Source organism: Pseudomonas sp. COR18, assembly GCF_048568395.1.
GTDB classification, from domain to species: domain Bacteria; phylum Pseudomonadota; class Gammaproteobacteria; order Pseudomonadales; family Pseudomonadaceae; genus Aquipseudomonas; species Aquipseudomonas fuscovaginae_B.
This window is the reverse complement of the sequence record NZ_CP183808.1, coordinates 5,611,942-5,638,574: the sequence shown is the minus strand read 5'-3', so window position 1 is coordinate 5,638,574 and position 26,633 is coordinate 5,611,942. Positions and strand designations below refer to the sequence as shown.

Sequence of the window (26,633 nt, the reverse complement as noted above, 5' to 3'; positions counted from 1 at the left end):
CTTCATTCGACAGTGGCCTGCCATGAAACGTATCACCGTGATCGACTCGCATACCGGCGGCGAACCCACCCGCCTGGTGACCGCCGGTTTCCCTGATCTGGGCCACGGCAGCATGGCCGAGCGCCGCCAGCGCCTGGCCGAACAGTACGATAGCTGGCGCGCCGCCTGCGTCCTCGAACCCCGCGGCAGCGATGTGCTGGTCGGCGCCCTGCTCTGCGAACCGGTGGACCCGCAGGCCTGTGCCGGCGTGATCTTCTTCAATAACACCGGTTACCTGGGCATGTGCGGCCACGGCACCATCGGCCTGGTGGCATCCCTCGCCCACCTGGGCAGGATCGGCCCGGGCACCCATGCCATCGAGACCCCGGTCGGCACCGTGCACGCCACCCTGCACGAGGACCGCTCGGTCAGCGTGCGCAACGTGCCGGCCTACCGTTATCGGCGAGCCGTGGCGCTGGAAGTGGCGGGCATCGGCCTGGTGGTCGGCGATATCGCCTGGGGCGGCAACTGGTTCTTCCTGATCGCCGAGCACGGCCTCGACGTCGCCAGCGACAACCTCGAAGCGCTGGCCGCCTACAGCTTCGCCGTACAGCAGGCGCTGGAGCAGCAAGGCATCCGTGGCGAGGACGGCGGCCTGATCGACCATATCGAGCTGTTCGCCGACGACGCCCATGCCGACAGCCGTAACTTCGTCCTGTGCCCCGGCAAGGCCTACGACCGCTCGCCCTGCGGCACCGGTACCAGCGCCAAGCTGGCGTGCCTGGCGGCCGATGGCAAGCTGCAACCGGGACAGGTCTGGCGTCAGGCCAGCATCCTTGGCAGCGAGTTCGAAGGCTCCTACGAGGCCGCCGGCGAGCGCATCGTGCCGACCATCCGTGGGCGGGCACACATCAGCGCCGAAGCGACCCTGATCCTCGAACAGGACGACCCGTTCGCCTGGGGCATCCGCCTGTGAACGAAGGCGCGGTGGCCGACGTGATCGTGATCGGTGCCGGCATCGTCGGCGCCGCCTGCGCCCAGGCCCTGGCCCGCCGGGGCCTCGACGTGCTGGTGCTGGATGCCGGGTTGCCCAATGCCACGGCGGCGGGCATGGGCCACCTGCTGGTGCTCGATGACAACCCGGCCGAACTGGCGCTGAGCCAATACTCGGTGCAACGCTGGCGCGAGCACGCGCCCAAGCTGCCCGAGGGCTGCGCCTATCGCAACAACGGCACCCTGTGGATCGCGGCCAACGCCGAGGAAATGGCCGTGGCCGAAGCCAAGCACCACAACCTGCAGGCCCACGGCATCGCCTGTGAGCTGCTCGACGGCCAGACCCTGCACGAACGCGAACCGCAACTGCGCGAAGGGCTCGAGGGCGGCCTGCTGATTCACGGCGACGGCATTCTCTACGCCCCGGCCACCGCCCACTGGATGCTCGAAACCGCGGGCATTCGCCAGCGTCGGGCGCGGGTCCGCGAAATCGACGGCCAGCGCGTGCGGCTCGACAACGGTCACTGGCTCGCGGCCGGTGCCGTGGTGCTGGCTAATGGCGTGCAGGCTGACGAGCTGTGCCCGGAGCTGCCCATCGAGCCGAAAAAGGGGCATCTGCTGATCACCGACCGTTATCCCGGCAGCGTCACCCATACCCTGGTGGAGCTGGGTTATGTCACCAGCGCCCACAACGCCAAGGGGCCATCCACCGCCTGCAACATTCAGCCACGCCCGACGGGTCAGTTGTTCATCGGCGCCTCGCGGCAGTTCGGCACCCGCGACCTCGCAGTCGAAAGCTGGATGCTGGCGAAGCTGCTCAAGCGTGCCGTCGAGTACCTGCCCGGCCTGGCCCGACTCAACGCCATCCGTGCCTGGACCGGTCTGCGTGCCGCGAGTCCCGACGGCCTGCCGCTGGTGGGTGAGCACCCGCGGCGCAAGGGCCTGTGGCTGGCCGTCGGCCATGAAGGGCTGGGCGTCACCACGGCCCCCGGCACCGCCGATCTGCTGGTCGGGCAACTGTTCAACGAAACGCTGCCGCTGGATGCCACTCCCTACCTGCCCCAGCGCTTTCCAGGAGTCTCGGCCCATGCCTGAACTGATACTGGACGGCCGCGCCCTGCGCGTCGCCGATGGCACCACCGTGGCCGCCGCACTGGCCCTGGGCGGTGACGGCTGCAGTCGTACGTCGGTGAGCGGCCGCCGTCGGGCACCGCTGTGCGGCATGGGTATCTGCCAGGAGTGCCGGGTCAGTATCGATGGCTACCGCCGCCTGGCCTGCCAGACCTTGTGCCAGGACGGCATGCGTGTGGAGACCCGGCCATGAGCGAAACCACCGACCTGCTGATCATCGGTGCCGGTCCGGCCGGCATAGCCGCCGCCCTCGCCGCCGCCCCCAGTGGCGCACGCATCGCCCTGATCGACGACAACCCACTGACCGGCGGGCAGATCTGGCGTGACGGGCCGCAGGCCAAGCTGCCGCCCCTGGCCCGGCAGTTGCGCGAGCGCCTGCAACATTGCGCCAATGTGCAGCACCATCCCGCCACCCGGGTGATCGCCCGCAGTGGCCCGAAACGGCTGTTGCTCGAAGACCCGCAACGGGGCTGGCAGATCGGCTACGACAACCTGATCCTCTGCACCGGGGCCCGCGAACTGCTGCTGCCCTTCCCCGGCTGGACCCTGCCCGGTGTCACCGGTGCCGGTGGCCTGCAGGCGCTGATCAAGGGCGGCCTGCCGGTGAACGGCGAACGCCTGGTGATCGCCGGTAGCGGCCCGTTGCTACTCGCCAGCGCCGCCACGGCGCGACAGGCCGGGGCGCGGATCCAGCGAATCGCCGAACAGGCTTCGCGGGCCGCCGTCGCCGGTTTTGCCGCACAGTTGCCGCGTTGGCCACACAAGGGGCTGCAAGCCTTCGCTCTGTTCGACCGCCATTACCGCACCGATACCCACGTGATTGCCGCCCTCGGCAATGACCGCCTGGAAGGTGTGCGCCTGCGGCAGCACGGCAGAATCGTCGAAGTGGCTTGCGAACGACTGGCCTGCGGCTTCGGCCTGATCCCCAACAGCCAGCTCGGCCAGGCCATGGGCTGTGCACTCGCCGGCCAGGCCATCGCCGTCGACGACTGGCAGGCCAGCAGCCTTGCCGATCATTACGCCGCCGGCGAATGCACCGGTTCCGGTGGCAGCGAGCTGGCCCTGGTCGAAGGCGCGATCGCCGGGCATGCAGCCGTGGGCGAGCGGCAGGCCGCCCGCGCCCTGTGGTCGCGGCGGGCACGCTGGCAGGGTTTTGCCGACCACCTGAACAGGGCCTTTGCCCTCGACCCACGGCTCAAGTCCCTGGCCGAGCCGGACACCCTGGTCTGCCGTTGCGAGGATGTCAGCTACGCCGAACTGCTCGGCCACCGCGACTGGCGCGAGGCCAAGCTGGCCAGCCGTTGCGGCATGGGCGCCTGCCAGGGCCGCGTGTGTGGTGGTGCGACCACCTACCTGTTTGGCTGGCAGGCCGCGGCACCGCGCCCACCGTTCGGCCCGGCACGCATCGACACCTTGTTGCACCTGGACGACACCCCACCGGCATGAAGCGTGGCCCGGGGCTTTCGGCAACCCCGACGGATCACTATGATCCCGGGGGTTGCCACCAGATGCCTGCCGCCATGTATGCCTCGCTCAACAGCTTCAAGCCCTGCGACCTGCCCACGCTGCTGAACAGCCTGCACAGCATCGCACCGTTGCTCGACACCCTGGCGGACGTGGTGTTCTTCATCAAGGACAACCAGGCCCGCTATGCCTTCGCCAACCAGACCCTGGCCCGACGCTGTGGTTTCAAGCACACCGAAGCGTTGTTGGGGCTGACCGCCGACCGGGTGTTCCCCGAGCGCTTCGGCGCCTCCTACACCGAACAGGATCGCCGGGTACTGGGCAGCGGCCGTGAACTGGCCGACCAGTTGGAGCTGCACCTCTACTACGGCAACCAGCCGATCTGGTGCCTGACCCACAAGGTGCCCTTGCGCGACCCGCAGGGACGGATCGTGGGCCTGGCGGGAATTTCCCGCGATCTGCAGTTGCCGCAGTCGAACCATCCGTCCTTTCCGAAAGTCGCCGCGGTGGATGCGTACATCCGCGAGCATTTTTCCCAGCCCATCAGCCTGGCCGAACTGACCGGCATCGCCGGCCTGTCGGTGGCCCAGTTGGAGCGCCAGTGCAAGCGGATCTTCCAACTCACGCCCCGGCAGATGATTCACAAGGCGCGTCTGGAGGAAGCCTCGCAACTGTTGGTGCAGGCCGACCTGCCGATAACCGAGATCGCCCTGCGCTGCGGTTACACTGACCACAGTGCCTTCAGCCGCCAGTTCCGGGCGCTGACCGGGTTGTCGCCGAGCCATTATCGCGAGACGCATCGGCAGCGGTGACGTCAGGGCGGGTGTCTGGTGAGGAGGCCGAGGGTGGACTTGAGGAGCCATTCGCGGGCAAGCCGCGAACGGCCGCCACTGTGTTCCTTTAAGGCGCGCTTTCGCCCTCGTCTGCTCCCTTCTGTAACACCACACGTCCCCCCGCCTTGACCCACGGCGCCCACCAGCCCCCCTAAGCCAAGGCTCTGCAACGAATTTCCCTGTCCAGCTGGAATCAGGCACAGTCATTGCTAATCTAATATCGTATACGAAATTCATAATACGATAACCAACACCACTCACCGACAAACGAGGCTTCCATGAAAAATCCCGTTTTTGCCGCAGCGCTCAGTGTGGTTCTCAGCTCTTGCTTCATCGCCACGGCCCAGGCCGACAAGCTCGATGACATCATCAGTTCGGGCAAGCTGCGCTGTGCCGTCACCCTCGACTTCCCGCCGATGGGCTCGCGTGATGCCAACAACAAGCCGGTGGGCTTCGACGTCGACTATTGCAACGACCTGGCGAAAGTCCTCGGCGTTACCGCCGAGGTCGTCGAAACGCCGTTCGCCGATCGGATCCCGGCCCTGATGTCCGACCGTGTCGACGTCATCACCGCGTCCACCTCCGACACCCTCGAGCGCGCCAAGACCATTGGCATGAGCATCCCCTACTTCGCCTTCCAGATGGTCGTGCTGACCCGCGAGGACACCGGCATCAGCAAGTACGAGGATCTCAAGGGCAAGAATGTCGGCAACACCAGCAGCACCTACGAAGCCATCGCTCTGGAGAAGGACCAGAAGAGCTGGGGCAGCGGCAGCTTCCGTGCCTACCAGTCGCAGAACGACACCATCCTGGCCGTGGCCCAGGGCCACATCGACGCCACCGTGGTGACCAACACCGTGGCCGCCGCGACGCTCAAGTCCGGCAAGTACAAGGGCCTGAAGGTCGTTGGCAACGCCCCGTACGTGATCGACTATGTGTCGCTGGGTGCCGCCCGTAACGAGTACGGCCTGATCAACTACCTCAACCTGTTCGTCAACCAGCAGGTACGGACCGGGCGCTACAAGGAACTGTTCACCAAGTGGGTCGGCACCGAGATTCCACCGACCGACCTGACCGTTCCCCACGTCTACTACTGAGGACCGCTCGATGCCCAGCACGCCCACTGTCCTGAGCGGACGCAGTCTGGTCGAAGGGTCTGCCCAAGGTCCCCTGCTGTTCGCCGATGTCGGCCTGAGTTTCTGGGGTGGCGTCGATCCGTTCAGCGGCGAGGTGATCGATCGCCATCATCCCCTCAGCGGCCAGCACCTGAGCGGCTGTGTGCTGGCATTGCCCAGCGGGCGCGGCTCCTGCACCGGCAGCAGCGTCATGATGGAGGCGATCAGCAACGGCCATGCGCCTGCCGCCCTGGTGCTGGCCGAGGCCGATGAGATCCTGACGTTGGGTGTGTGGGTGGCCCAGGTGATTTTCGACCGTTCCCTGCCGGTGCTGTGCATCGGCAGGGAGGCCTTTGCCGCCTTGCGCGGCCAGGCCTTCGCCCGGGTGGAAAATACTCGCCTGAGCCTGTTCGATGCCTGCCCTGCGGATGGCTGGCAGGTCACGCCAACGCCGCCCTCCTTTCGCCCGGCAATCGGCAGCGTCGAACTCAGCGAGTACGACCGCAGCCTGCTGGACGGCCACTATGGCAAGGCCGCCCAGGTGGCCATGCAGATCGTCCTGCGAATGGCCGGGCTGCAAGGTGCCACAGCCCTGCTGGACGTGACCCAGGCCCATATCGATGGCTGCATCTATACGGGCCCGGCGAGCCTGCGCTTTGCCGAACAACTGGTGCAATGGGGCGCGCGGGTACGCGTCCCGACCACCCTCAATTCCATCTCCGTGGACCAGCGGCGCTGGCGCGAGCTGGGGGTCGACGCGGCCCTCGGCGAACCCGCCAGCGCCCTGGGTAACGCCTACATGGCCATGGGCGCGCAACTGAGCTACACCTGTGCGCCGTACCTGCTCGACAGCGCCCCCAAGGCCGGCGAGCAGATCGTCTGGGCCGAATCCAACGCCGTGGTCTACGCCAATAGCGTGCTCGGTGCCCGGACCCAGAAATACCCCGATTACCTGGACATCTGCATCGCCCTGACCGGCCGCGCCCCATTGACCGGTTGCCACCTGGCCGAACGGCGCAAGGCACAGTTGCAGATTGAGGTGCCAACCTTGAACGCGTTGGACGATGCGTTCTACCCGCTGCTCGGCTACCACATCGGCACGCTGTGCGGCAGCCGTATCCCCCTGGTGCGCGGGCTGGAACGCAGCCGGCCCGGTCTCGACGATCTCAAGGCGTTTGGCGCCGCGTTCGCCACCACTTCGGCGGCACCCCTGTTCCATATCGCCGGGGTCACCCCCGAGGCGCTCGATCCGGCACAGGTGGCGGATGCATCGCTGCCTGTGGAACGCATCGACCTGGCCGGGCTGCTGGAAAGCTGGCACGAACTCAACAGCGCCCGCAGCCCATCGGTGGATGTCATCTCGCTGGGCAATCCGCACTTCTCCCTCGGCGAGTTCGCCCACCTGGCGCGGTTGTGCCAGGGCCGACACAAGCATCCGTCGGTGGTCGTGGCGATCACCTGTGGCCGCGCGGTGCTGGAACAGGCCCGTGCGGCGGGATATCTGGAGCCGATCGAAGCCTTCGGCGCCACGCTGATCACCGACACCTGCTGGTGCATGGTCGGCGAACCGGTGATCCCGCCGGGCGCCCGCACGCTGATGACCAACTCCGGCAAGTACGCCCACTACGCTCCCGGCCTGGTCGGGCGCAGCGTGCACTTCGCCAGCCTCGCCGAATGCGTCGACAGCGCCTGCACCGCCCAGGCCAGTGGGCGCCTGCCAGCCTGGTTGCAACAGGAGGAAGCGGCCCATGTTTAATTTCAGCTACACCTTCCAGTGGCGCGCGGCGTTCCGCGCCCTGCCCGACATGCTCAGCGGCGCCTGGGTGACCTTCGAGACCGCCGCCCTGTCGATGATCTTCGGCGTGCTGATCGCCCTGACCCTGACAGTGATGCGCGAGGCCAGACAACCGTTGCCGCGCGGTTTCGCCAACGGCTGGGTGTCGATCGCCCGCAACACCCCATCACTGTTCCAGATCTACATCCTGTATTTCGGCCTCGGCTCGCTGGGGCTGCATGTCAGTTCCTGGTTCGCACTGCTCGCCGGGATCACCTTCAACAACGCCGGCTACCTGGCGGAGAACTTCCGTGGCGGCCTCAAGGCGGTGCCCGGCACCCAGATGCGCGCCGCCCGCTCGCTGGGCATGAGCGCCTTCCAGGCCTACCGGATGATCGTCGTGCCGCAGTTGCTGCGGGTGGTGTTCTACCCCCTGACCAACCAGATGGTCTGGGCGGTGCTGATGACCTCCCTGGGGGTGGTGGTGGGGCTCAACAACGACCTGACCGGGGTGACCCAGGAATACAACGTCAAGACGTTCCGCACCTTCGAATACTTCGCCATCGCGGCGGTGCTGTATTACCTGATCGCCAAGGCGATCGTCGCGATAGCCCGGCTGTTGTCCTGGCGGCTGTTCCGTTATTGAGGGGTCTGCTCGATGTTCTCTACCAGTCTTACCGCCAATGACCTGCTGTTCCTGCTCAGCGGCGCCTGGGTCACGCTGCAACTGACGTTCTGGGCGATCCTGCTGGGCAGCGTCGCCGGCCTGTTGTTCGGCCTGCTGCGCGCACTGCTGCCGCGGGTGAGCTTGCCGCTGGCCTGGGTGCTGGACGTGTTTCGCAGCGTGCCGCTGCTGATCCAGTTCGTCCTGTTCAACTCGTTCAAGAGCATCCTGGGCCTGAAGATCAGCGCCTTTTCGGTCGGCTGCATCGTGCTGGGCATCTACGCCGCCGCGTACTTCACCGAGATCGTGCGCAGCGGCGTGCTGTCGGTGCCGCCGAGCGTACGCCGGGCCAGCCGTTCGCTGGGGCTGAGCTACCTGCAGGACCTGCGCTGGATTGTCCTGCCGATGGCCACGCGGGTGGCCTTCCCCGGCTGGCTGAACCTGGTGCTGGGGGTCATGAAGGACACCGCGCTGGTGATGTGGATCGGCATCATCGAGCTGTTGCGCGCCTCGCAGACCATCGTCACGCGCATCCAGGAACCGCTGCTGGTGCTGTGCATCGCGGGCCTTATCTACTACGTCATGAGCCTGGTGGTCGCTCGCCTGGGCGCTCGTCTGGAAAGAAGGTGGCAAGAAAATGATTGAGATCGACAACGTACACAAATCCTTCGGCGACCTGGAAGTGGTCAAGGGCGTCAGTCTGACGGTGAACAAGGGCGAGGTGGTGTCGATCATCGGTGGCTCCGGTTCCGGCAAGTCGACCCTGCTGATGTGCATCAATGGCCTGGAGTCGATCCACAAGGGTAGCATCCGCGTCGACGGCATCGAGGTCCACGACCGCGCCACCGACCTGAACAAGTTGCGGCAGAAGATCGGCATCGTGTTCCAGCAGTGGAACGCCTTTCCGCACCTGACGGTGCTGGAGAACGTGATGCTGGCGCCGCGCAAGGTGCTCGGCAAGAGCCGGCAGGACGCCGAGGAACTGGCGGTGCGCCAGCTGACCCATGTCGGCCTGGGCGACAAGCTCAAGACCTTTCCCGGCAAGCTCTCCGGCGGCCAGCAGCAGCGCATGGCGATCGCCCGCGCCCTGGCGATGTCACCGGATTACATGTTGTTCGACGAAGCCACCTCGGCACTCGACCCGCAACTGGTCGGCGAGGTGCTGGACACCATGCGCATGCTCGCCGAGGACGGCATGACCATGGTTCTGGTGACCCATGAGATCCGTTTCGCCCGGGACGTTTCCGACCGCGTGGCGTTCTTTCGCAACGGCCTGGTGCATGAGATCGGCTCGCCCGATCAGGTCATCGGCAATCCACGGCAGCCGGAGACGGCGGCGTTTCTCAAGTCGGTCAAGTAGAAATGCCCCCCAATCCCTTTAGGAGCCGGGCTTGCCCGCGAACCGCCGAAGGCGGCCATTTCCCTCGCCAGCGTGGCAGCCTTGCCGGCGCTTTCGCGGGCAAGCCCGGCTCCTACAGGGGAATGTTGAGCAGACACGAAAGGAGGAGTATGCAATGCGTTCTTCGAAGATCGTTCATGTAGTCAGTTGCCATGCCGAAGGCGAAGTCGGCGATGTGATCGTCGGCGGTGTCGCCCCGCCGCCGGGCGCCACCGTGTGGGAGCAGTCACGCTGGATCGCCCAGGATGAAACCCTGCGCAACTTCGTCCTCAACGAACCGCGCGGCGGCGTATTCCGCCACGTCAACCTGCTGGTGCCGGCCAAGGACCCGCGGGCGCAGATGGCCTGGATCATCATGGAGCCGGCCGACACCCCGCCGATGTCAGGCTCCAATTCGCTGTGCGTGTCCACGGTGCTGCTCGACAGCGGCATCCTGCCGATGACCGAACCGCAAACGCGCCTGGTGCTGGAGGCTCCCGGCGGCCTGATCGAAGCCGTAGCCGAATGCCGGGACGGCAAGGTCCAGCGGGTGGAAATCAGGAATGTACCGTCGTTCGCCGACCGCCTCGACGCCTGGATCGAAGTCGAAGGCCTGGGCTCGCTCCAGGTCGATACGGCCTACGGCGGCGACAGTTTCGCCATCGTCGACGCCCGGCGCCTGGGTTTTGCGATTCGCCCCGATGAGGCCCGGGATCTGGTCGAGACCGGCCTGAGGATCACCCGTGCCGCCAACGAACAACTGGGTTTCGTCCACCCGCTGAACCCGGACTGGTCGCATATCTCCTTCTGCCAGATCGCCGCCCCGGTGATCTACGAGAACGGTATCGCCACGGCTGCCAACGCGGTGGTGATTCGCCCCGGCAAGATCGACCGCTCGCCCTGCGGTACCGGCTGCTCGGCGCGCATGGCGGTGCTACAGGCCAAGGGGGTGCTGAAGGTCGGCGAACGCTTCATCGGCCGCTCGATCATCGGCTCCGAGTTCCACTGCCGCATCGACTCACAGACCGAGCTGGCCGGGCGTACGGCGATCTATCCGTGCCTGTCCGGCCGGGCCTGGATCACCGGTACCCACCAGTTGCTGCTCGACCCCGCTGACCCGTGGCCACAGGGCTATCGACTGTCGGACACTTGGCCGGGAGCCTGATACCCACTGATTAAATACCCATGCACGACCTTGCGGCGCTGGAACGGCGCCCGCTGAGACACACGAATCGCAGATTTTTATCAGCCACATCGTATACGAAATACAATTAAACCAGGAGTCCATCATGAGTAAACGCATCAACTGGAGCGGCGTCTTCCCCGCGGTCACCACCCAATTCAACGACGACTTTTCCATCAACCTGGAAAAGACTCACCAAGTAATTTCCAACGTGATCCGCGATGGCGTCTCGGGCCTGGTGGTCTGTGGCTCGGTCGGCGAAAACACGTCGCTGACCGCCGAGGAAAAGATCGCCGTCACCGAAGTCGCGGTGGCCGCCTCCGGGGGCCGGGTGCCGGTGATCTGCGGTGTGGCCGAGTTCACCAGCGTGCAGGCGGCAAAAGTCGCCAACTCGGTGCGCAAGGTCGGGGTCGACGGGGTCATGCTGATGCCGGCGCTGGTCTATGGCTCCAAGCCGTTCGAGACCGCCGAGCACTTTCGCTACGTGGCCAGGCATGCCGACGTGCCGCTGATGGTCTACAACAACCCGCCGATCTACAAGAACGACGTCACCCCGGACATCCTGATTTCCCTGGCCGACTGCGACAACGTGGTGTGCTTCAAGGACTCCTCCGGCGACACCCGCCGTTTCATCGACGTGCGCAATGAAGTCGGCGATCGGTTCGTGCTGTTCGCCGGTCTCGACGACGTGGTGCTGGAGAGTATCGCAGTGGGCGCCGAGGGTTGGGTGTCGGGGATGTCCAACGTGTTTCCCAAGGAAGGCGAAACCATCTTCCGCCTGGCCAAGGCCGGGCGCTTCGCCGAGGCGATGCCGATCTATGAATGGCTGATGCCGATCCTGCACCTCGATGCGCGGCCGGACCTGGTGCAGTGCATCAAGCTGTGCGAAGCCATCGCCGGCCGCGGCAGCGCCCTGACCCGCCCACCGCGCCTGGCACTGCCGGAGGCCGATCGGCTGTTCGTCGAGCAGATCATGGCCAAGGCCCTGGCCAACCGACCGGTGTTGCCGGACGTGGGGCTCTGAGCTCGGAGCCAGGGCAGCCTGCCAATCGGCTTCGGCTGTCCCGGCCTCTTCGCGGGCAAGCCCGGCTCCTACAGAGGCTGTGTCGAATTCAGGTCATGTGGACGACCCAAAACGCCAGGAGCCGGGCTCGCCCGCGAATAATTCGGCACAGCTACCGGGTCAGAACTCATTGCTTTACCGGTTTGAGTTCAATGATCTTGCCGTTGGTGATTGCCACCAGCACATACTGATTCTTGATTTTCACCCACTGGCTGTCCTCCTCCGGAGCATGCAGGCCGCGTTTCTTCCAGTCATGCAGCGCCTGTGACTCACGCTGGTAAACCGCCGGGGCGCGGTCGCCGACCACCAGCTCACCGCTGCTGAAAGTGGAAGGGACTTTTTCATCGGAGGACTGCGCCGCCTGCAGCGGCAGTGTCACAACGGCCGAACAGGCCACCAGGGACAATCCGGCAATCAGGGATTTCACGGTCATGGACGACTCCTTGGCTCAAGACGGATGCAAAGGGTCTGACCGCGGCACAGGAAAATCATTCGATTCAACGGGGCCTGTGAAAGCCGGATGCAAAAACGCCACTCGGATGAGTGGCGTTTTTGTGAGACTCGAAACTCGATCAGGGTCGCTTACAGCGCCATGTCGGATTTCGGATCCTCAGCCTTCGGCTTGTCGGTCGCAGCCGGGGCTGCAGCCGGTGCCGCCGCGGTCTGGCCAATCACCGGAGGAGTGGTCAGTTGCAGGACCTCGGCGGTGTAGTTCCACTCTTTCTGCACGGCTTCAGGGTTGCCGTTCAGCTTGGTGCCGTAGCTGGGAATGATCTGGTGCAGCTTTTCCTGCCAGGCAGGGGTCGCCACCTTGTCCTTGAACACCTTCTCCAGCACGCTCAGCATGATCGGCGCAGCGGTCGAGGCACCTGGCGAGGCACCCAGCAGGCCGGCGATGCTGTTGTCCTTGGCGGCAACGACTTCGGTGCCGAGTTTCAGGACGCCGCCCTTCTCTTCGTCACGCTTGATGATCTGCACGCGCTGACCGGCCTGCCACAGGCGCCAGTCTTCCTTCTTCGCCTCGGGGAAGTACTCTTTGAGGGCGTTGAAGCGGTCGTCATCCGACATCATCAGTTGGCCGCCCAGGTACTGGACCAGGTCGAACTGATCGATACCCACGCGGGTCATCGGCCAGATGTTGTGGGTGGTGGTGCTGGTCAGCAGGTCGAAGTACGAACCGTTCTTCAGGAACTTGGTGGAGAAGGTCGCGAATGGACCGAACAGGATCACGCGCTTGCCGTCCAGTACGCGGGTATCCAGGTGCGGAACCGACATGGGCGGTGCACCGGTCGAAGCGATGCCGTAGGCCTTGGCCATGTGCTTGAGGGCGATGTCCTGGTTGTCGGTCACCAGGAACGAACCACCGACCGGGAAGGCCGCGTAGTCGTTGGCTTCCGGGATACCGGACTTCTGCAGCAGGTGCAGCGCGCCGCCACCGGCACCGATGAACACGAACTTGGCGTCGGCCGCGGTTTCGCTGCCGTCCTTCAGGTTCTTGTAGGTCACGTGCCAGGAGCCGTCTTCGTTGCGCTTGATGTCCTGCACTTCGCTGGACAGCTTCAGGGTGAAGTTCGGCTGCTGTTGCAGGTGGGCAACGTACTGGCGGGTGATCTCGCCGAAGTTCACGTCGGTGCCGATCGGCGTCCAGGTCGCGGCGATCTTCTGCTTCGGATCGCGCCCTTGCATCATCAGCGGGACCCACTTCTTGATCTGCTCCTGATCTTCGCTGTACTGCATGCCGCTGAACAGCGGGCTGGTCTGCAGTGCCGCGTAACGATCGCGCAGGAACTTGACGTTGTCGTCACCCCACATGAAGCTCATGTGGGGGGTGGAGTTGATGAACGAGTGCGGGTTCTTCAGCACGCCCTGGCGCACCTGCCAGGACAGGAACTGACGGGTGATCTGGAACGACTCGTTGATCTCGATCGCCTTGGAGATGTCGATCTTGCCGTCCTTGCCGTACGGGGTGTAGTTCGACTCGGCCAGGGCAGAGTGACCGGTACCGGCGTTGTTCCAGCCGTTGGAGCTTTCTTCGGCGACGCCGTCGAGACGCTCGATCATTTCCATCGACCAGTCGGGCTGCAGCTCGTTCAGCCAGATACCCAGGGTCGAGCTCATGATCCCGCCGCCGATCAGCAGCACATCGACCTTCTTGGATTCGGCCGCGAACGAGGACGATGCCCCGATCGACAAGGCCAGGCCCAATAGCGCCGTGTTCACTTTTTTCAACATATTGTCATCCTACGATAGAACGCCATCCGCTCCTCCGCTCTCGTTCATGCAGGGCCACGACGCACGGAAATACCGTGGACTCCCGCACTCGAAAAACTGGAGGATGGGCACACAAGGCCGCCAAGAATGGCTCGGCCTCACTTTTTATGTCGCTCCTGCGCTGACTTCTTGTCGTTCTTGGCTTCAGCTGACTTGAGTGACACGAATTCTGTTGGTGCGTGGTCGCACACGCTGCCGGCAGCACGGCCGCCGGCTCCGGCACCATTCAACGGACAAGCCGGTCGGCGACCGGAGAGTCGTCAAATACGCGGCTTTGAGGGCAGTCTGGCTTCGCAGGGACGAAGAGACTGGCCAGCATCAATGGTGGCAGAAATGCCATTGTCTACTGCACGCGCACATACGTCAAAAAAAGTGTCGTTTTCTTACCTTTTTTAGACCAAAGATCGACAGCTCTTTGACAAAAACCGTGGTAGCCGAATAGGACGATTGCACGCTGCCGGTCACCTGCCCGATCGCTTCCGCGGATGAATCCGCGAAAGCGACAGCACCGACAACACCTCTGCCGCTGAAACCAAACCGTCATCACTCCTTTATCTGTTCGCCATCTTCGCCACGTACTGTCGCCCCCAATGAGATCGATCTCAAGGACGCGACAATGAGCGATTTGAAAGAAGTGGCCCGCCTGGCCGGCGTTTCCCGGGCGACCGCCGCCCGCACCTTCGCCACCCCCGAGGTGGTGCGTCCGGCGACCCGCGAGCAGGTCTTCGCCGCCGCCCGCGAACTGGGCTTTCGTCCCAACCACCTGGGCCGCCAGTTGCGCCTGCAGCAGACCAACCTGATCGGCGTGGTGGTGCCCAACCTGCTCAACCCGGTGTTCGCCGAACAGTTCCAGGCCATGGAGCGCGCCGCCAGTGCCTGGGGCTACAACCTGCTGCTGGCGACCACCGACTACGCCGCCGAACGCGAAAGCGCAGTGGTCGAGCAACTGCTGCGCCAGCGGGTCGACGGCCTGATCCTGACTGTCACCGACGCCGAGCAGAACACCCTGCTGGAAAGCCTGGCCTGCGAGGACACGCCATTCGTGCTCGCCTACCACCAGCCGGACAACACCGACTACTGCGCGGTCTCGGTCGACAACCGCGCCGGCATGGCCCTGGCGACCCGCTACCTGCTGGAAGCCGGCCACACACGGATCGGCATGGTCGCCGGCCCCGCCCTGCAATCGGACCGCGCCCGCCTGCGCTATGCCGGCTACTGCGACGCCATGCAGGAAGCTGGCCTGGCGTCCCTGCCGGTCATCGAGATGCCGGCGCATATCCGCGCCGACTTCGCCGCCATCGAGCCTTTGCTGCGTGGCCCGCGGCCACCCAGCGCACTGGTCTGCTCCAACGACCTGCTGGCGATCAGCCTGATCGCCGAACTGCGTCGCAATGGCTGGGGCGTACCCGAACAACTGTCGGTCATCGGTTTCGACGGCATCGCCATCGGCACCCAGATGCATCCGACCCTGTGCAGCGTGGTGCAGCCGATCACCACCCTGGCGAACACCGCGATCGAACACCTGCTGGCCCGCATCAACGGTGCCAGCCCCACCTCCCAATGCCTGCCCTGTCATATCCGGCCCGGCGAAAGCATGCGGCCCTACGAGGAAACGCTCCATGACCCAGTTCCGTAAGACCCTGGCCGCCCTGCTGCTCGGCGGTATCGCCAGCCTCGCCCACGCCGCAGAAACCGCGATCTGCTACAACTGCCCGCCCGAATGGGCCGACTGGGGCAGCCAGCTCAAGGCGATTGCCGACAGCACCGGGGTGCAGGTGCCGCTGGACAACAAGAACTCCGGCCAGGCCCTGGCGCAGATAGTCGCCGAACGCGCCGCGCCGGTCGCCGACGTGGTCTACTACGGCGTGACCTTCGGCCTGCAGGCGCAGAAAGCCGGAGTGCTGGGCGAATACAAGCCCCGGCACTGGGACGAGATTCCCGCCGGCCTCAAGGATCCGGCCGGGCACTGGTTCGCCATTCACTCGGGTACCCTCGGCCTGATGGTCAACGTCGACGCCCTCGGCGGCCTGCCCGTGCCACAAGGCTGGGCCGACCTGCTCAAGCCCGAATACAAGGGCATGGTCGGCTACCTCGACCCGTCCAGCGCCTTCGTCGGCTACGTCTCGGCGGTGGCGATCAACCAGGCCATGGGCGGCACTCTGGACAACTTCGCCCCGGCCATCGACTACTTCCGGAAACTGGCAAAAAACGCGCCGATCGTGCCCAAGCAGACCGCCTATGCGCGGGTGCTCTCGGGTGAACTGCCGATCCTGGTCGACTACGACTTCAACGCCTACCGTGCCCGCTACAAGGACCAGGCCAACGTCGCCTTCGTGATCCCGAAGGAAGGCAGCCTCAGCGTGCCCTACGTGATGAGCCCGGTCGGCAACGCCCCGCATCGCGCCAATGCCGAGAAGGTCCTGGACTTCGTGCTCTCCGACCAGGGCCAGACCCTGTGGGCCAATGCCTACCTGCGCCCGGTACGGCAGATGAAAATGCCGGCGGACGTGGCCGCGCGCTTTCTGCCGGACAGCGACTATGCCCGTGCCGGCGTGGTCGACTACGAGCACATGGCCGCCGTGCAGGAAGCCTTCGCCGCCCGCTACCTGAGCGAGGTGAAGTAAGTGTCGCGGGTGCTCGACGATCACCTGACCGCCCGCCCCCGCGGCTGGCCACGGCTGCGCCTGCCAGCGGCGGCGACCTGGCCCCTGGCGCCGGCCGTGGCACTGTTGCTGGCGTTCTGGTTGCTGCCGCTGGCCCATCTGGTGCTGCTCGGTGCACAGGATCGTGATGCCGGCGGCAGCGGCTACTGGCAGGTGCTGAGCAGCGCGCAGTACCTGGGCAGCCTGTTGCAGACTGTCCTGCTGGCACTGGTGACGACCCTGGCGGCGCTGCTGGTCGGTGGCATCAGCGGGGTGTTCCTGGCTCGCCAGCGGTTCTTCGGCCGTTCGCTGCTGGTGGCACTGCTGACGTTCCCCCTGGCCTTTCCGGGCGTGGTGGTGGGTTTCCTGGTGATCCTGCTGGCCGGTCGCCAGGGCCTGTTCGCCCAGTTCGGCCTGCACCTGGCCGGCGAGCGCTGGATCTTCGCCTATTCCCTGACCGGACTGTTCCTCGGTTATCTGTACTTCTCCATTCCACGGGTGATCCTCACCGTGATGGCCGCCTGCGAAAGCCTCGACCGCAGCCTGGAGGAAGCCGCGCGGTCCCTCGGCGCCGGGCTCTGGCAAGTGGTTCGCGACGTGATCGTGCCGGGCCTGGCACCGGCGCTGGTGTCCTGCGGGGCAATCTGCTTCGCCACCGCGATGGGTGCCTTCGGTACCGCCTTCACCCTCGGCACGCGCCTGAACGTCACCCCGGTGGCGATCTACAACGTGTTCACCAACTATGCCAACTTCGCCGTGGCCGCGGCACTGTCGGTGGTGCTCGGTGGCGTGACCTGGCTGTTATTGCTGCTGGCCCGCCGATGGGTCAAGCCGTCGGGGAGCGTACTGTGAAACGTTCGAAGCTGTTTTGTGCGCAACTGGCGTTCACCCTGCTGGTCTGCACCTTCATGCTGGTGCCGGTGCTGTTGTCACTGCTCGCCGGGCTCACCCGCAACTACTTTCAGGGCCCGTCCAGTGGCCTGACGTTCGCCTGGCTGGCCCAGGTCTGGCAGGCCTATGCCGGTACCGTCCGGCTGTCGCTGCAACTGGCCCTGGCCTGCGCCGTGTGCGTGTGCGTCATCGGCGTACCGGCCGCCTATGCCCTGGTGCGGATGAACAACCGCTTCAGCCGCGCCTTCGAGGAACTGATGGTGCTGCCGGTGGCGATGCCCGGCCTGGCCAGTGCCCTGGCACTGCTGCTGACCTACGGCCAGTTCGGTGCCTTTCGCGGCAGTTGGCTGTTCATCCTGGTGGGGCATGTGCTGTTCACCCTGCCCTTCCTGGTTCGCCCGGTCATGGCGGTGATGCAGCGCCAGCAGTTGCCGCTGCTCGAAGAGGCCGCGGCCAGCCTGGGCGCCGGTCCCTGGCGGCGCTTCTTCAACGTGGTGGTGCCCAACAGCCGTGCCGGCATTCTTGCCGGGGTGCTGATGGTGATCACCCTGTCCCTCGGTGAGTTCAACCTGACCTGGATGCTCCATACCCCGATGACCAAGACCCTGCCCGTGGGCCTGGCCGACAGCTACGCCTCGGCGCGGCTGGAAGTCGCCAGTGCCTACACGCTGATTTTCCTCTTGCTGATCGTGCCACTGCTGATTGCGGTGCAGACCCTCAGCACCCGTCTGTCCCGTGGAGAACGCCCATGACCGGCACCCCGATTCGCCTGCAAGGCTGCCGCAAGTCCTTTGCCGACGGCACGATTGCCCTGCACCAGTTGGACCTGGAGATCGAACCCGGCGAAATCCTGGCGATCCTCGGCCCCTCCGGCTGTGGCAAGACCACCACTCTGCGCCTGATCGCCGGCCTGGAGCGTCCCGACAGCGGCCAGGTGTACTTTGGTCAACAGGAGGTCACCGGTCTGCCCATCGAGCGCCGCGACGTCGGCATGGTGTTCCAGAACTATGCACTGTTCCCCCATCTCAACGTCGCCGAGAACGTGGTCTACGGGCTCAAGGTTCGTGGCGTTGCCACCGCCGAACGCAAACGGCGCTGCGCCGAGCTGCTGGAACTGGTCGGCCTTGAAACCCATGGCCAGCGCAGCATCCACGAACTGTCCGGCGGCCAGCGCCAGCGGGTCGCCCTGGCCCGCGCCCTGGCGCCACGGCCCCGGGTCCTGCTGCTGGACGAGCCGCTGGCAGCGCTGGATGCCCAGTTGCGCGAACGCCTGCGCAGCGAGCTGGACCAACTGCTGCGCAGCCTGGGCATCACCTCGGTGTTCGTCACCCACGACCAGGGCGAAGCCATGGCCCTGGGCGATCGTATCCTGGTGATGGAGCACGGCCGCGTCGCGCAACTGGGCACGCCACGGGAGATCTACCAGAAGCCGGCCAACGCCTTCGTCGCCGGCTTCGTCGGCAATCTCAACGCCTTCACCGTGCTCGACTACCCCCACGAGGCACTGCGGGTCGAAGGCGGCGAGCTGCCCTGGACCGGCGGGCAGCAGCCGACCACGGTCTACTGCCGCCCCGAGCATCTGCGGGTCATGGAACCCGGTGCCGGGCACCTGCGTGGACGGCTGCTGGGGCAGTTCTTCCAGGGTGCCCAGAGCCGCCTGCTGGTGGATGTCGGCGCGGCGCAACCGCTGCTGGTCGACAGCAGCGACCCGCAGATCCACGCCACCGGCGCAGCGATCTCCCTCGCGATCGAGCCCCAGGCGTTGTTCACCCTGCAATCGTGATGTTTTCCCCGTACGAGAGGTTTCCTTGAATTCTTCGTTTCTCATCGCCCAGATCAGCGACCTGCACCTCAAGGCCGGCCAGCGCCTGACCTACGGCGTGGTCGACACCCTCGCCGCCCTGCGCCGTGCCGTCGAGCACCTGAACGCGAGCATCCCGCGCCCGGATATCGTGGTGATCAGCGGCGACCTGGTGGACTTTGGCCGGGCGGATGAATACGCCGTGCTGGCTCCCGAGCTGGCGCGCCTGCAGATGCCCTGCTACCTGGTGCCCGGCAACCACGACCATCGCGGGCACATGCTGGCCGGCCTGTCCGACCATCACTACCTGCCGCGTTCGACCGACGGTCCGCTGGACTGGGTGGTGGACGAGCATCCGGTGCGCCTGATCGGTCTCGACTCGACCACACCTGGCGCCCACGGTGGCCGTGTCACCGATGCGCAACTCCAATGGCTCGACCGGCAACTGGGCCTGCGCCCGCAAGTGCCGACACTGCTGGTCCTGCACCACCCGCCCTTCATCACCGGTATCGGCCACATGGACCGCGAGTCGTTTCAGAACGCACCGGAGCTGGAAGCGGTGGTGGCGCGCCATCCGCAGGTCGAACGCCTGCTCTGCGGGCACCTGCATCGCGCCATGCAGCGTCGTTTCGGCGGCAGTGTCTGCTGTGTCTGCCCGGGCACGTCCCACCAGATCGTTCTCGACCTGCAGGACACGGCGCCAGCGCACTTCAACCTGGAGCCGGCCGGCTATCTGCTGCATGCCTGGCACCCGCAGCGTGGGCTGGTGACACACAACGGGGTGTTCGGGGAATATGCGGGGCCGTATCCGTTTTATGACGAGAATGGGTTGATTGACTGAGCGGGAACCTGATCAGGTCTGCACACCCGGGATGTCATGGCGTCTCAGGACGTGAAGGGCGCCCGTTAACATGTTATCTTTCTACCCATCGCCACCCCTGGCGGCGACATTGCACCCATCGCAGGAACAAGCGTGCAGAGGTGGAACATGAAAGGGCTCGTCCAGAATAATGATCGCTTTCACGGACGTGACGGTTTCGGCCGTTGGGAACACGCCTTGCAGGCCCACTGCGGGGCGTTTCATTGCGAGCCGCCGCCAGGTCGAGCGATCACTGAGTTTTCCGGACAGATCATCGCCCCCGCCTTCGACCCAACCCGGGTGGGTGCCCGAATCATCAGCAACAGCCCGCATATCCACCGCGACCACCACGATATCCGGCATGACGACAATGACTGCTTCTTCCTCGTCCACCAATCCAGCGGCAGTGCCCGGATAGAGCATGGCGAGCAGCAGAGCCTGCTGCAACCGGGCGATCTGGTGCTGCTCGATGCCACCCGGCCCTGTGACATTCGCTTCCAGGGCATGGCCGGCCAATTGTCACTGATCCTGCCGCGTCACACGGTACAGCGGCTGGCATCCGGGCGCCGGCTGCTGCTCAACCGTACCCTGCGCGCCGATTCGGGACCCGGGCGAATCGCCGGTGCACTGGTCACCGAACTGTTCGAAAGCAGCAGCGACACCCCCGAAGCAACAGAGGCCATGATGGATGCACTGCTGCACCTGATTCGGCCACTGGTGAGCGAAGACATACGCCAACACCCCTCCTGCGCTCCACGGACCCAGGCGCAGTTGCTCAACAGGGCGCAACAGGTGATCAACGACGACCTCGCCAACCCCGAGCTGAGCCCGGCCCTGATTGCCCGGGCCATGGGCTGCTCGCTGCGCACGCTGCATCGGCTGTTCGCCCATGAGGGCATCACCCTTGGCCGCTACATCATGGAGCGGCGTCTGGAACGTTGCGCCGAATCGCTGGCGCAGCACGTCGACCAACAGAAGATATCGGCCGTCGCCTTCGACTGGGGTTTCAGCGACCTGAGTCACTTCTCCAGGGCGTTCAAGGCCCGCTATGGCCAGTCGCCGAAGGACTTCCGCATGGCCGCCTGCAACTGAAGAATACAGCCGGCCCCAAGGACCGGCTGCCGGGTATCAGACTTCGCTCAGGACCCGCCCCAGGTTCTGATAGACCACCGGCCTGCGCCAGCGCAGGTAGCCGGCCAGCAGCAGACCGGACAGCGCCACACCGAGCATGCCCAGCGGAATCAGCTGATTGAAGATCGATTCGCCACCGGTCAGCAGGGCCATGTTGATGACGATCAGGTAGATGCCGTAACCCAGCGCGCCCGCACTCAACAGCGGCGCGATCAGCCGTTGCCAGAGATGGCTGCCCCTGGCATCGCGGCGGAAGAAGGCAATGACGGAGACCGAAGTCATCGCCTGCACGGCCAGAATACCGAGCGTGGCTGGCGCACTGCCCAACGGCAGTACCTGGGTGATCGGATCGGCGCCCTGCACTGCACAGGCCGCAATGATCAACAGCACCAGTGCGGTCTGGAAAATGCTGGCCAACCAGGGAGTCTGATGCCGCGCGTGGGTGAGCGCGAACACCCGCGGCAGCACCCTTTCCCGTCCCAGGGCGAACAGGTAACGCGACAACGAATTGTGGAAGCTGAGCAACACGGCGAACAGGCTGGTGATCAACAGTACATGAATCGAATCAGCGAGCAGCGGCCCTACCCACTCGTTCGCCAGGCGAAACCAGACGGCCCCCGGATCCTGCTCGATGAAAGCCGTTGCATGGGATGGCCCGATGGCAACGATCATCAGCCATGACGACAGGGCGTAGAACCCCATGATGATCAAAAGCGCGAGGAAGGTCGCGCGAGGCAGGGTCTTGTGCGGTTCACGTGCTTCTTCGGCATAGATGGCGGTGGTCTCGAACCCCATGAAGGCGCCGCCCACGAACACCAGCGCCGCGCCCAATCCCGGGGCCAAGACGTTCGATGGCTGCAACGGCGCCAGGCTGAAACCCTCCGGCCCGCCCTGATGAACGATCACTGCCAGGTCGAAGACCGCAATCACCAGCAGTTCGGCGAGCATCAACCAGGCCAGGAAACGCCCGTTGAACTCGACGTTGCGGGTGCCGAAGCACAGGATCAGCGCCGCGTAGCCCATGCTGGCCGCCCACCACGAAAGGCTGATGCCGAAACTCTCCAGCGCCTGCGCGGTGAAAAAGCCGATCAGGCCATAGCAGGCGATCTGCATGCCGGCATACGCGGTGATGGCGAGGAACGCCGAGGCAGTGCCGCACGGCCGCCCCAACCCGCTGGAAACGTAGGCATAGAACGCCCCGGCGTTGCGTACGTACCGCCCCATGGCGACGAAACCCACCGCGAACAACAGGTACACCAGTCCTGCCAGCAGAAACACACCCGGCAGTCCTATGCCGTTGCCCATCAGGATCGCAGTGGGCACCACACCGACCAATCCGGTCAGCGGTCCATTGGTGGCGATCACGAAAAACACGATGCTCCACATGCCCAGGGCATTCTTGCGCAACGTGCCGGTTGTTTGAATATTCGCACTCATGGCATTCATCCGGGGTTATTGAAATTGTTGTGTCCGAACTCGGAGACGATCGGGAGTCCAGCTTAAAAGTGCTCCACCCGGGACGTCTTGGCGATAAGCGCCATTGCTTGACTGACAGTGACACCAGGCCCGCCGCATCCAATGCAGCGCGACAACGACAAACCGGCCGGTTTACTCTGCCGGCTCGATCAAAAGGAGGTAGGCGATGGATTTGAAGTTCAGCCACGTGGACGTACTGGTCGCTGACCTGGAAGCGGCCTGTCACTACTACGCCCGGATACTCCAGGCCAGGATCTCGACGACACAGGTCTGGGACCGCGGCGGCCTGCATGTGCGCTACGCCGTTGCGCTGATCGGGCAGGAACGCTTCATGCTGGTGGAGCCGCTGGCCGGCAACCTGAAGCAGCTCCTCGATACCGTGGGCGAAGGCATGATCTATCGCCACTGCTACACCACGCCGGATATCGAAAAGGCCTACGACGAACTGATCGCCTGCGGGGTCCAGCCGGAAGATGAGAACGGCAATCCCCTGACCCGCGAGGATCTGCAGTCACCCTCCGGAACGCGCATCATCTGGTTGCCCAAGCGCTTCGGGCACTTTTCCATCGAGATTCTGGAAGAGAAGACGCTCGGGGCCTTTCTCGAGAAAGCGTTTGCCTGAGATGCCCCGTGTGATTCAGGCGGCGGCCTAGAAGCCAAAGCGATACCATTTGCTCGCCTGCACGCTTGTGGCCACTTGCGGAGCCCCGGTCGCCTGTTCAACCACGATGGCCGCGGGCTCAGGCAAGCGCTTGCGGGACCAGCGAAATAACGTCGATCGGGCTTGCCTTTTAAATATGGATATCCGTATATTCGATTATCCATATATACAAGGTAGCTCCCGTGATCACTCCCCCCGAGGTCTTCAAGAACCTGGCCGACGAGACACGCGCCCGCGCCACCCTGCTGATCGCCAAGCTGGGCGAACTGTGCGTCTGCGAGCTGATGTGCGCCCTGGATGACAGCCAGCCGAAAATCAGCCGCCATCTGGCGCAACTGCGCAGCAGCGGCCTGCTGCTCGATCGCCGGCAGGGCCAGTGGGTGTATTACCGGCTCAACCCGGAACTGCCCGCCTGGGTCCACGAGATGCTGCACGTGACATTGCACGCCAACGCCACGTGGCTGCAGGACAATGCCGCACGCCTGCAGAACATGGACGACCGCCCCGTACGCACCACCTCCTGCTGCTGACAACCCACCGAGCGAGTCTTTCATGCTGGTCGCCACTGCCGTCTTCGTCTTCACCCTCATTCTGGTCATCTGGCAGCCCAAGGGCCTGGGCGTCGGCTGGAGCGCCGCGCTCGGTGCGAGCATCGCACTGGCTACCGGCGCCGTGTCGCTGCACGACATTCCCACCGTCTGGTCGATCGTGTGGAACGCCACGGCCACCTTCATCGCCGTGATCGTCATCAGCCTGCTGCTGGACGAAGCCGGCTTCTTCGAGTGGGCCGCCCTGCACGTGGCCCGCTGGGCAAACGGCAGCGGTCATCGCCTGTTTGCCTTCTGCGTGCTGCTCGGCGCTGCCGTTTCGGCATTGTTCGCCAACGACGGGGCGGCACTGATTCTCACGCCGATCGTCATGTCGATGCTGCTCGCCCTGCGCTTCCCGCCAGCCGCGACCCTGGCCTTCGTCATGGCTGCCGGCTTCATTGCCGACACCGCGAGCCTGCCGCTGGTGGTTTCCAACCTGGTGAACATCGTCTCGGCCGACTACTTCAGGCTGGGCTTCGCCGAGTACGCTTCGGTGATGGTTCCGGTAAACCTGGCCAGCGTGGCCGCCACCCTGCTGGTGCTGTTCGTGTTTTTCCGTCGCGATCTTCCGAAGCAGTACGCACTCGAGGCCCTTCAGGAACCAAAGACGGCCATCCGTGACCGCGCGACCTTCATCGTTGGCGGGTGGACACTGCTGGTCCTGTTGGGCGGCCTGTTTGCCCTGGAACCCCTGGGCATCCCGATCAGCGGCGTGGCGGCCGCCTGTGCAGCCTGCCTGTTCGCCGTGGCGGCCCGCGGCCAGCGCATTTCTACCCGCCGTGTGCTGCGCGAGGCCCCGTGGCAGGTGGTGGTCTTTTCCCTTGGCATGTACCTGGTGGTCTATGGCCTGAAGAATGCTGGCCTCACGGACCTGCTCACTCATCTGCTCGACCGGCTTGCCGAGCACGGCTTGTGGAGCGCCGCCCTCGGCACCGGGCTGCTCTCGGCGCTGCTGTCGTCGGTGATGAACAACATGCCCAGCGTACTGGTCGGCGCCCTGTCGATCCAGGCCAGCGCTGCCGATGGGCTGGTGCGCGAGGCGATGATCTACGCCAACGTCATCGGTTGCGACCTCGGCCCCAAGCTCACGCCCATCGGCAGTCTCGCCACGCTGCTCTGGCTGCACGTGCTGGAGCGCAAGGGCGTACGCATCACCTGGGGCTACTACTTCAGGGTCGGCGTTCTCCTGACCTTGCCCGTCCTGCTGATCACCCTTTCAGCCCTGGCCCTGCGCCTGAGCCTCTGAAGTCCACCCCGAAGCGAGGAACCCTCCATGCGAGTCCTGTTCATGTGCACGGCCAACAGCTGCCGCAGCATTCTTTGCGAAGCCCTGTTCAACCACCTGGCCCCGTCAGGCTTCGAGGCCGTGAGCGCCGGCAGCTTCCCCAAGGGGCAAGTGCTGCCGCGCAGCCTCGGCACCCTGCAGCAGGCCGGCATTTCCATAGCAGGCCTGAGCAGCAAGGGTAACGAGGCCTTCGAGGACAACCCGCCGGACATCGTCATCACCGTCTGCGACAAGGCCGCCGGCGAAACCTGTCCGGTGTATTTCGGCCCCGCGCTGAAATCCCACTGGGGGCTGGAGGATCCCTCAGAGGTGGTGGGCGACGAGGCGTCGATCGATGCCGCCTTCCACGCCACGCTGGCGCGCATCAGGAAACGCTGCAGTGCCTTTTTCGCATTGCCCTTCGCCACGCTTGATCACGAAGGGCTCAAACGCGAACTGGATCGTATCGGCACACTCTAGGTCGGAGCAGTGGATATCGCCCCACGGCGCCTCTCGCCCCTTCGCCGTTCGTCGATGCCTGTCTGCCGCCACACGCACTACAAGGAAGCGTTGAGCTCGGAAATCAGTTTCTCACGATACCTCAGCGCCTCGACCGAGGCTTCCCCGAGGGAGCTGGCAACCGCGCTCAGCAGCCCCTGGGCGAGCAGCATGAAGGCGCACATGCTGTTGCTGAAGAACAGGCTGTGGTTGGGAACGTAGAAGCTGTGCAGGGCCGACTTCGCCAGCGGCGAACTGGCGGAGTCGGTCAGCGCGATGACGTCGATGCCGTGTCGCGCGGCTACTTCAGCCGTGGCCAGCACACTCGGGGTGTACGGGAAGCAGCTGGCAACCACCAGTACATCGCCGGCATCCATCTGCGCCAGGGCATCGGCCACGCCCTGGCGGCTGGAGTCCAGGGTGCTGACATCGGGACGCAACATCCCCAGGCCGTACGACATGAACAGCGCCAGGGAGTTGAACTGGCGCATGCCATGAATGCGCACGCGCCTTGCCGTGCTCAACCGGGCGACCACCTGGCCGAAGGTCTCGGGGTCGACCTGCTCGACCATGCTGGCGATGTTGGCGCTTTCCTGCCGACCCAGTCGGGCCAGTTGGCTGAGTGCGCCGGAATCATCGTGGCCGACCACCAGCCGGGAAGCCTGGTCACTGTAGAAGCTCTTGCCCTCGGTCAGCTCGCGACGGAACACGTCCTGCAGCTTGCTGAAGCCCGAATACCCCAGGCGCCGGGCCAGGCGGGACAGCGTGGAGGCGTTGACCCCCAGCTGCTCCGCCAATTCGCTGATGGACGAGACGGCAGCGCGCTGGGGGGATTCGATCAGCGACGTGAGCACGCGGGTCGAGCTGCTGCCCAGGGCTATGTCCACCTCTTGTCGCTCGATGGCGGCCAACAGTTCTTTCAAACCGCTGACCGTTTCGGGCAGTTGCTCGCTTGCTTTGCTCATCCGGCCA

General features: G+C 65.0%; 27 protein-coding genes. 23 read left to right on the top strand and 4 right to left on the bottom strand.

What is annotated here, in order from left to right:
• Positions 1 to 22 precede the first annotated feature (22 nt).
• The 12 genes from ACM62G_RS25845 (at position 23) to ACM62G_RS25790 (ending at position 11,538) form a co-directional block, all read left to right on the top strand.
• Positions 23 to 955: a 4-hydroxyproline epimerase gene (locus tag ACM62G_RS25845; protein ID WP_273823126.1), complete on the top strand. Its 933-nt coding sequence runs from the start codon at positions 23 to 25 to the stop codon at positions 953 to 955.
• Positions 952 to 2,067, top strand: a complete 1,116-nt coding sequence (locus ACM62G_RS25840) for an NAD(P)/FAD-dependent oxidoreductase (protein ID WP_419735911.1) — start codon at positions 952 to 954, stop codon at positions 2,065 to 2,067. Before ACM62G_RS25845 ends, ACM62G_RS25840 begins: the two co-directional genes overlap by 4 nt.
• A complete protein-coding gene (locus ACM62G_RS25835) occupies positions 2,060 to 2,296 on the top strand; it encodes a (2Fe-2S)-binding protein (protein WP_054064330.1) in 237 nt (78 codons plus the stop codon). Before ACM62G_RS25840 ends, ACM62G_RS25835 begins: the two co-directional genes overlap by 8 nt.
• A complete protein-coding gene (locus ACM62G_RS25830; RefSeq protein WP_419735910.1) occupies positions 2,293 to 3,549 on the top strand; it encodes an FAD-dependent oxidoreductase in 1,257 nt (418 codons plus the stop codon). Before ACM62G_RS25835 ends, ACM62G_RS25830 begins: the two co-directional genes overlap by 4 nt.
• Positions 3,550 to 3,623: 74 nt before the next feature.
• The gene (locus ACM62G_RS25825; protein WP_273823136.1) at positions 3,624 to 4,379 is read left to right on the top strand and encodes an AraC family transcriptional regulator; all 756 of its coding nucleotides are present in this window, start codon (positions 3,624 to 3,626) and stop codon (positions 4,377 to 4,379) included.
• 299 nt (positions 4,380 to 4,678) lie between these two features.
• Positions 4,679 to 5,497 carry a transporter substrate-binding domain-containing protein gene (locus tag ACM62G_RS25820; RefSeq protein WP_054064332.1) on the top strand — a complete coding sequence of 273 codons (819 nt, stop codon included), beginning with the start codon at positions 4,679 to 4,681 and terminating at the stop codon, positions 5,495 to 5,497.
• A 10-nt stretch (positions 5,498 to 5,507) separates the two neighbouring features.
• Positions 5,508 to 7,271, top strand: a complete 1,764-nt coding sequence (locus tag ACM62G_RS25815) for an aconitase X (RefSeq protein WP_419735909.1) — start codon at positions 5,508 to 5,510, stop codon at positions 7,269 to 7,271.
• Positions 7,264 to 7,935 (top strand): amino acid ABC transporter permease, encoded by a 672-nt coding sequence (locus ACM62G_RS25810; RefSeq protein WP_054064334.1) that lies wholly within the window; start codon positions 7,264 to 7,266, stop codon positions 7,933 to 7,935. Before ACM62G_RS25815 ends, ACM62G_RS25810 begins: the two co-directional genes overlap by 8 nt.
• Before the next feature lie 12 nt (positions 7,936 to 7,947).
• A complete protein-coding gene (locus tag ACM62G_RS25805) occupies positions 7,948 to 8,598 on the top strand; it encodes an amino acid ABC transporter permease (RefSeq protein WP_054059961.1) in 651 nt (216 codons plus the stop codon).
• Complete coding sequence (locus ACM62G_RS25800) at positions 8,591 to 9,313, top strand: amino acid ABC transporter ATP-binding protein (RefSeq protein ID WP_054059962.1); 723 nt, start codon at positions 8,591 to 8,593, stop codon at positions 9,311 to 9,313. The genes ACM62G_RS25805 and ACM62G_RS25800 overlap by 8 nt, the downstream gene beginning before the upstream one ends.
• A gap of 154 nt (positions 9,314 to 9,467) precedes the next feature.
• Positions 9,468 to 10,496, top strand: coding sequence for a trans-3-hydroxy-L-proline dehydratase (locus ACM62G_RS25795; RefSeq protein WP_054059963.1), 1,029 nt, complete (start codon positions 9,468 to 9,470; stop codon positions 10,494 to 10,496).
• Positions 10,497 to 10,620: 124 nt separating this feature from the next.
• Positions 10,621 to 11,538, top strand: a complete 918-nt coding sequence (locus tag ACM62G_RS25790; RefSeq protein WP_054064335.1) for a dihydrodipicolinate synthase family protein — start codon at positions 10,621 to 10,623, stop codon at positions 11,536 to 11,538.
• Positions 11,539 to 11,704: 166 nt separating this feature from the next.
• Here ACM62G_RS25790 and ACM62G_RS25785 read toward each other — a convergent pair whose 3' ends face one another.
• Positions 11,705 to 12,010 (bottom strand): RcnB family protein, encoded by a 306-nt coding sequence (locus ACM62G_RS25785; RefSeq protein ID WP_054059965.1) that lies wholly within the window; start codon positions 12,008 to 12,010, stop codon positions 11,705 to 11,707.
• A gap of 149 nt (positions 12,011 to 12,159) precedes the next feature.
• The gene (gene mqo, locus ACM62G_RS25780; protein WP_273826270.1) at positions 12,160 to 13,809 is read right to left on the bottom strand and encodes a malate dehydrogenase (quinone); all 1,650 of its coding nucleotides are present in this window, start codon (positions 13,807 to 13,809) and stop codon (positions 12,160 to 12,162) included.
• A gap of 655 nt (positions 13,810 to 14,464) precedes the next feature.
• Between mqo and ACM62G_RS25775 the strand changes: the two genes are divergently transcribed.
• From ACM62G_RS25775 to feaR, 7 genes are all read left to right on the top strand, one after another.
• On the top strand, positions 14,465 to 15,484 hold the full coding sequence (locus ACM62G_RS25775) for a LacI family DNA-binding transcriptional regulator (protein ID WP_419735908.1): 1,020 nt from the start codon (positions 14,465 to 14,467) through the stop codon (positions 15,482 to 15,484).
• A complete protein-coding gene (locus ACM62G_RS25770) occupies positions 15,468 to 16,472 on the top strand; it encodes an ABC transporter substrate-binding protein (protein WP_419735907.1) in 1,005 nt (334 codons plus the stop codon). Before ACM62G_RS25775 ends, ACM62G_RS25770 begins: the two co-directional genes overlap by 17 nt.
• Before the next feature lie 24 nt (positions 16,473 to 16,496).
• A complete protein-coding gene (locus ACM62G_RS25765; protein ID WP_419737561.1) occupies positions 16,497 to 17,342 on the top strand; it encodes an ABC transporter permease in 846 nt (281 codons plus the stop codon).
• Complete coding sequence (locus ACM62G_RS25760) at positions 17,339 to 18,133, top strand: ABC transporter permease (protein WP_273826268.1); 795 nt, start codon at positions 17,339 to 17,341, stop codon at positions 18,131 to 18,133. The genes ACM62G_RS25765 and ACM62G_RS25760 overlap by 4 nt, the downstream gene beginning before the upstream one ends.
• The gene (locus ACM62G_RS25755; RefSeq protein WP_419735906.1) at positions 18,130 to 19,164 is read left to right on the top strand and encodes an ABC transporter ATP-binding protein; all 1,035 of its coding nucleotides are present in this window, start codon (positions 18,130 to 18,132) and stop codon (positions 19,162 to 19,164) included. The genes ACM62G_RS25760 and ACM62G_RS25755 overlap by 4 nt, the downstream gene beginning before the upstream one ends.
• Before the next feature lie 25 nt (positions 19,165 to 19,189).
• Complete coding sequence (locus ACM62G_RS25750; protein WP_419735905.1) at positions 19,190 to 20,023, top strand: phosphodiesterase; 834 nt, start codon at positions 19,190 to 19,192, stop codon at positions 20,021 to 20,023.
• 147 nt (positions 20,024 to 20,170) lie between these two features.
• Positions 20,171 to 21,133 carry a transcriptional regulator FeaR gene (gene feaR / locus ACM62G_RS25745; RefSeq protein WP_273826265.1) on the top strand — a complete coding sequence of 321 codons (963 nt, stop codon included), beginning with the start codon at positions 20,171 to 20,173 and terminating at the stop codon, positions 21,131 to 21,133.
• Between the two features lie 36 nt (positions 21,134 to 21,169).
• Here the strand turns inward: feaR and ACM62G_RS25740 are convergent, their stop codons facing one another.
• On the bottom strand, positions 21,170 to 22,609 hold the full coding sequence (locus tag ACM62G_RS25740) for an APC family permease (protein ID WP_054064342.1): 1,440 nt from the start codon (positions 22,607 to 22,609) through the stop codon (positions 21,170 to 21,172).
• Between the two features lie 205 nt (positions 22,610 to 22,814).
• Here ACM62G_RS25740 and ACM62G_RS25735 point away from each other — a divergent pair, with 205 nt between their 5' ends.
• The 4 genes from ACM62G_RS25735 to ACM62G_RS25720 all read left to right on the top strand — a co-directional run bounded on the left by ACM62G_RS25735 (position 22,815) and on the right by ACM62G_RS25720 (position 25,643).
• The gene (locus ACM62G_RS25735; RefSeq protein WP_054064343.1) at positions 22,815 to 23,270 is read left to right on the top strand and encodes a VOC family protein; all 456 of its coding nucleotides are present in this window, start codon (positions 22,815 to 22,817) and stop codon (positions 23,268 to 23,270) included.
• 221 nt (positions 23,271 to 23,491) lie between these two features.
• Positions 23,492 to 23,839 (top strand): metalloregulator ArsR/SmtB family transcription factor, encoded by a 348-nt coding sequence (locus ACM62G_RS25730; protein ID WP_419735904.1) that lies wholly within the window; start codon positions 23,492 to 23,494, stop codon positions 23,837 to 23,839.
• 22 nt (positions 23,840 to 23,861) lie between these two features.
• Positions 23,862 to 25,145, top strand: a complete 1,284-nt coding sequence (locus ACM62G_RS25725) for an arsenic transporter (RefSeq protein WP_419735903.1) — start codon at positions 23,862 to 23,864, stop codon at positions 25,143 to 25,145.
• Between the two features lie 27 nt (positions 25,146 to 25,172).
• On the top strand, positions 25,173 to 25,643 hold the full coding sequence (locus ACM62G_RS25720) for an arsenate reductase ArsC (RefSeq protein WP_054059976.1): 471 nt from the start codon (positions 25,173 to 25,175) through the stop codon (positions 25,641 to 25,643).
• Between the two features lie 77 nt (positions 25,644 to 25,720).
• Here ACM62G_RS25720 and ACM62G_RS25715 read toward each other — a convergent pair whose 3' ends face one another.
• Entirely contained in the window at positions 25,721 to 26,626 is a 906-nt protein-coding gene (locus ACM62G_RS25715) for a MurR/RpiR family transcriptional regulator (protein WP_054059977.1), read from the bottom strand.
• Between the last annotated feature and the right edge of the window lie 7 nt (positions 26,627 to 26,633).

Excerpts from the sequence above, each read along its gene's own strand:
- ACM62G_RS25845 (WP_273823126.1), top strand. The coding sequence starts at position 23 with ATGAAACGTATCACCGTGATCGACTCGCATACCGGCGGCGAACCCACC.
- ACM62G_RS25835 (WP_054064330.1), top strand. The coding sequence starts at position 2,060 with ATGCCTGAACTGATACTGGACGGCCGCGCCCTGCGCGTCGCCGATGGC.
- ACM62G_RS25830 (WP_419735910.1), top strand. The coding sequence starts at position 2,293 with ATGAGCGAAACCACCGACCTGCTGATCATCGGTGCCGGTCCGGCCGGC.
- ACM62G_RS25825 (WP_273823136.1), top strand. The coding sequence starts at position 3,624 with ATGTATGCCTCGCTCAACAGCTTCAAGCCCTGCGACCTGCCCACGCTG.
- ACM62G_RS25820 (WP_054064332.1), top strand. The coding sequence starts at position 4,679 with ATGAAAAATCCCGTTTTTGCCGCAGCGCTCAGTGTGGTTCTCAGCTCT.
- ACM62G_RS25815 (WP_419735909.1), top strand. The coding sequence starts at position 5,508 with ATGCCCAGCACGCCCACTGTCCTGAGCGGACGCAGTCTGGTCGAAGGG.
- ACM62G_RS25810 (WP_054064334.1), top strand. The coding sequence starts at position 7,264 with ATGTTTAATTTCAGCTACACCTTCCAGTGGCGCGCGGCGTTCCGCGCC.
- ACM62G_RS25805 (WP_054059961.1), top strand. The coding sequence starts at position 7,948 with ATGTTCTCTACCAGTCTTACCGCCAATGACCTGCTGTTCCTGCTCAGC.
- ACM62G_RS25800 (WP_054059962.1), top strand. The coding sequence starts at position 8,591 with ATGATTGAGATCGACAACGTACACAAATCCTTCGGCGACCTGGAAGTG.
- ACM62G_RS25795 (WP_054059963.1), top strand. The coding sequence starts at position 9,468 with ATGCGTTCTTCGAAGATCGTTCATGTAGTCAGTTGCCATGCCGAAGGC.
- ACM62G_RS25790 (WP_054064335.1), top strand. The coding sequence starts at position 10,621 with ATGAGTAAACGCATCAACTGGAGCGGCGTCTTCCCCGCGGTCACCACC.
- ACM62G_RS25785 (WP_054059965.1), bottom strand. The coding sequence starts at position 12,010 with ATGACCGTGAAATCCCTGATTGCCGGATTGTCCCTGGTGGCCTGTTCG.
- mqo (WP_273826270.1), bottom strand. The coding sequence starts at position 13,809 with ATGTTGAAAAAAGTGAACACGGCGCTATTGGGCCTGGCCTTGTCGATC.
- ACM62G_RS25775 (WP_419735908.1), top strand. The coding sequence starts at position 14,465 with ATGAGCGATTTGAAAGAAGTGGCCCGCCTGGCCGGCGTTTCCCGGGCG.
- ACM62G_RS25770 (WP_419735907.1), top strand. The coding sequence starts at position 15,468 with ATGACCCAGTTCCGTAAGACCCTGGCCGCCCTGCTGCTCGGCGGTATC.
- ACM62G_RS25755 (WP_419735906.1), top strand. The coding sequence starts at position 18,130 with ATGACCGGCACCCCGATTCGCCTGCAAGGCTGCCGCAAGTCCTTTGCC.
- feaR (WP_273826265.1), top strand. The coding sequence starts at position 20,171 with ATGAAAGGGCTCGTCCAGAATAATGATCGCTTTCACGGACGTGACGGT.
- ACM62G_RS25740 (WP_054064342.1), bottom strand. The coding sequence starts at position 22,609 with ATGAGTGCGAATATTCAAACAACCGGCACGTTGCGCAAGAATGCCCTG.
- ACM62G_RS25735 (WP_054064343.1), top strand. The coding sequence starts at position 22,815 with ATGGATTTGAAGTTCAGCCACGTGGACGTACTGGTCGCTGACCTGGAA.
- ACM62G_RS25725 (WP_419735903.1), top strand. The coding sequence starts at position 23,862 with ATGCTGGTCGCCACTGCCGTCTTCGTCTTCACCCTCATTCTGGTCATC.
- ACM62G_RS25720 (WP_054059976.1), top strand. The coding sequence starts at position 25,173 with ATGCGAGTCCTGTTCATGTGCACGGCCAACAGCTGCCGCAGCATTCTT.
- ACM62G_RS25715 (WP_054059977.1), bottom strand. The coding sequence starts at position 26,626 with ATGAGCAAAGCAAGCGAGCAACTGCCCGAAACGGTCAGCGGTTTGAAA.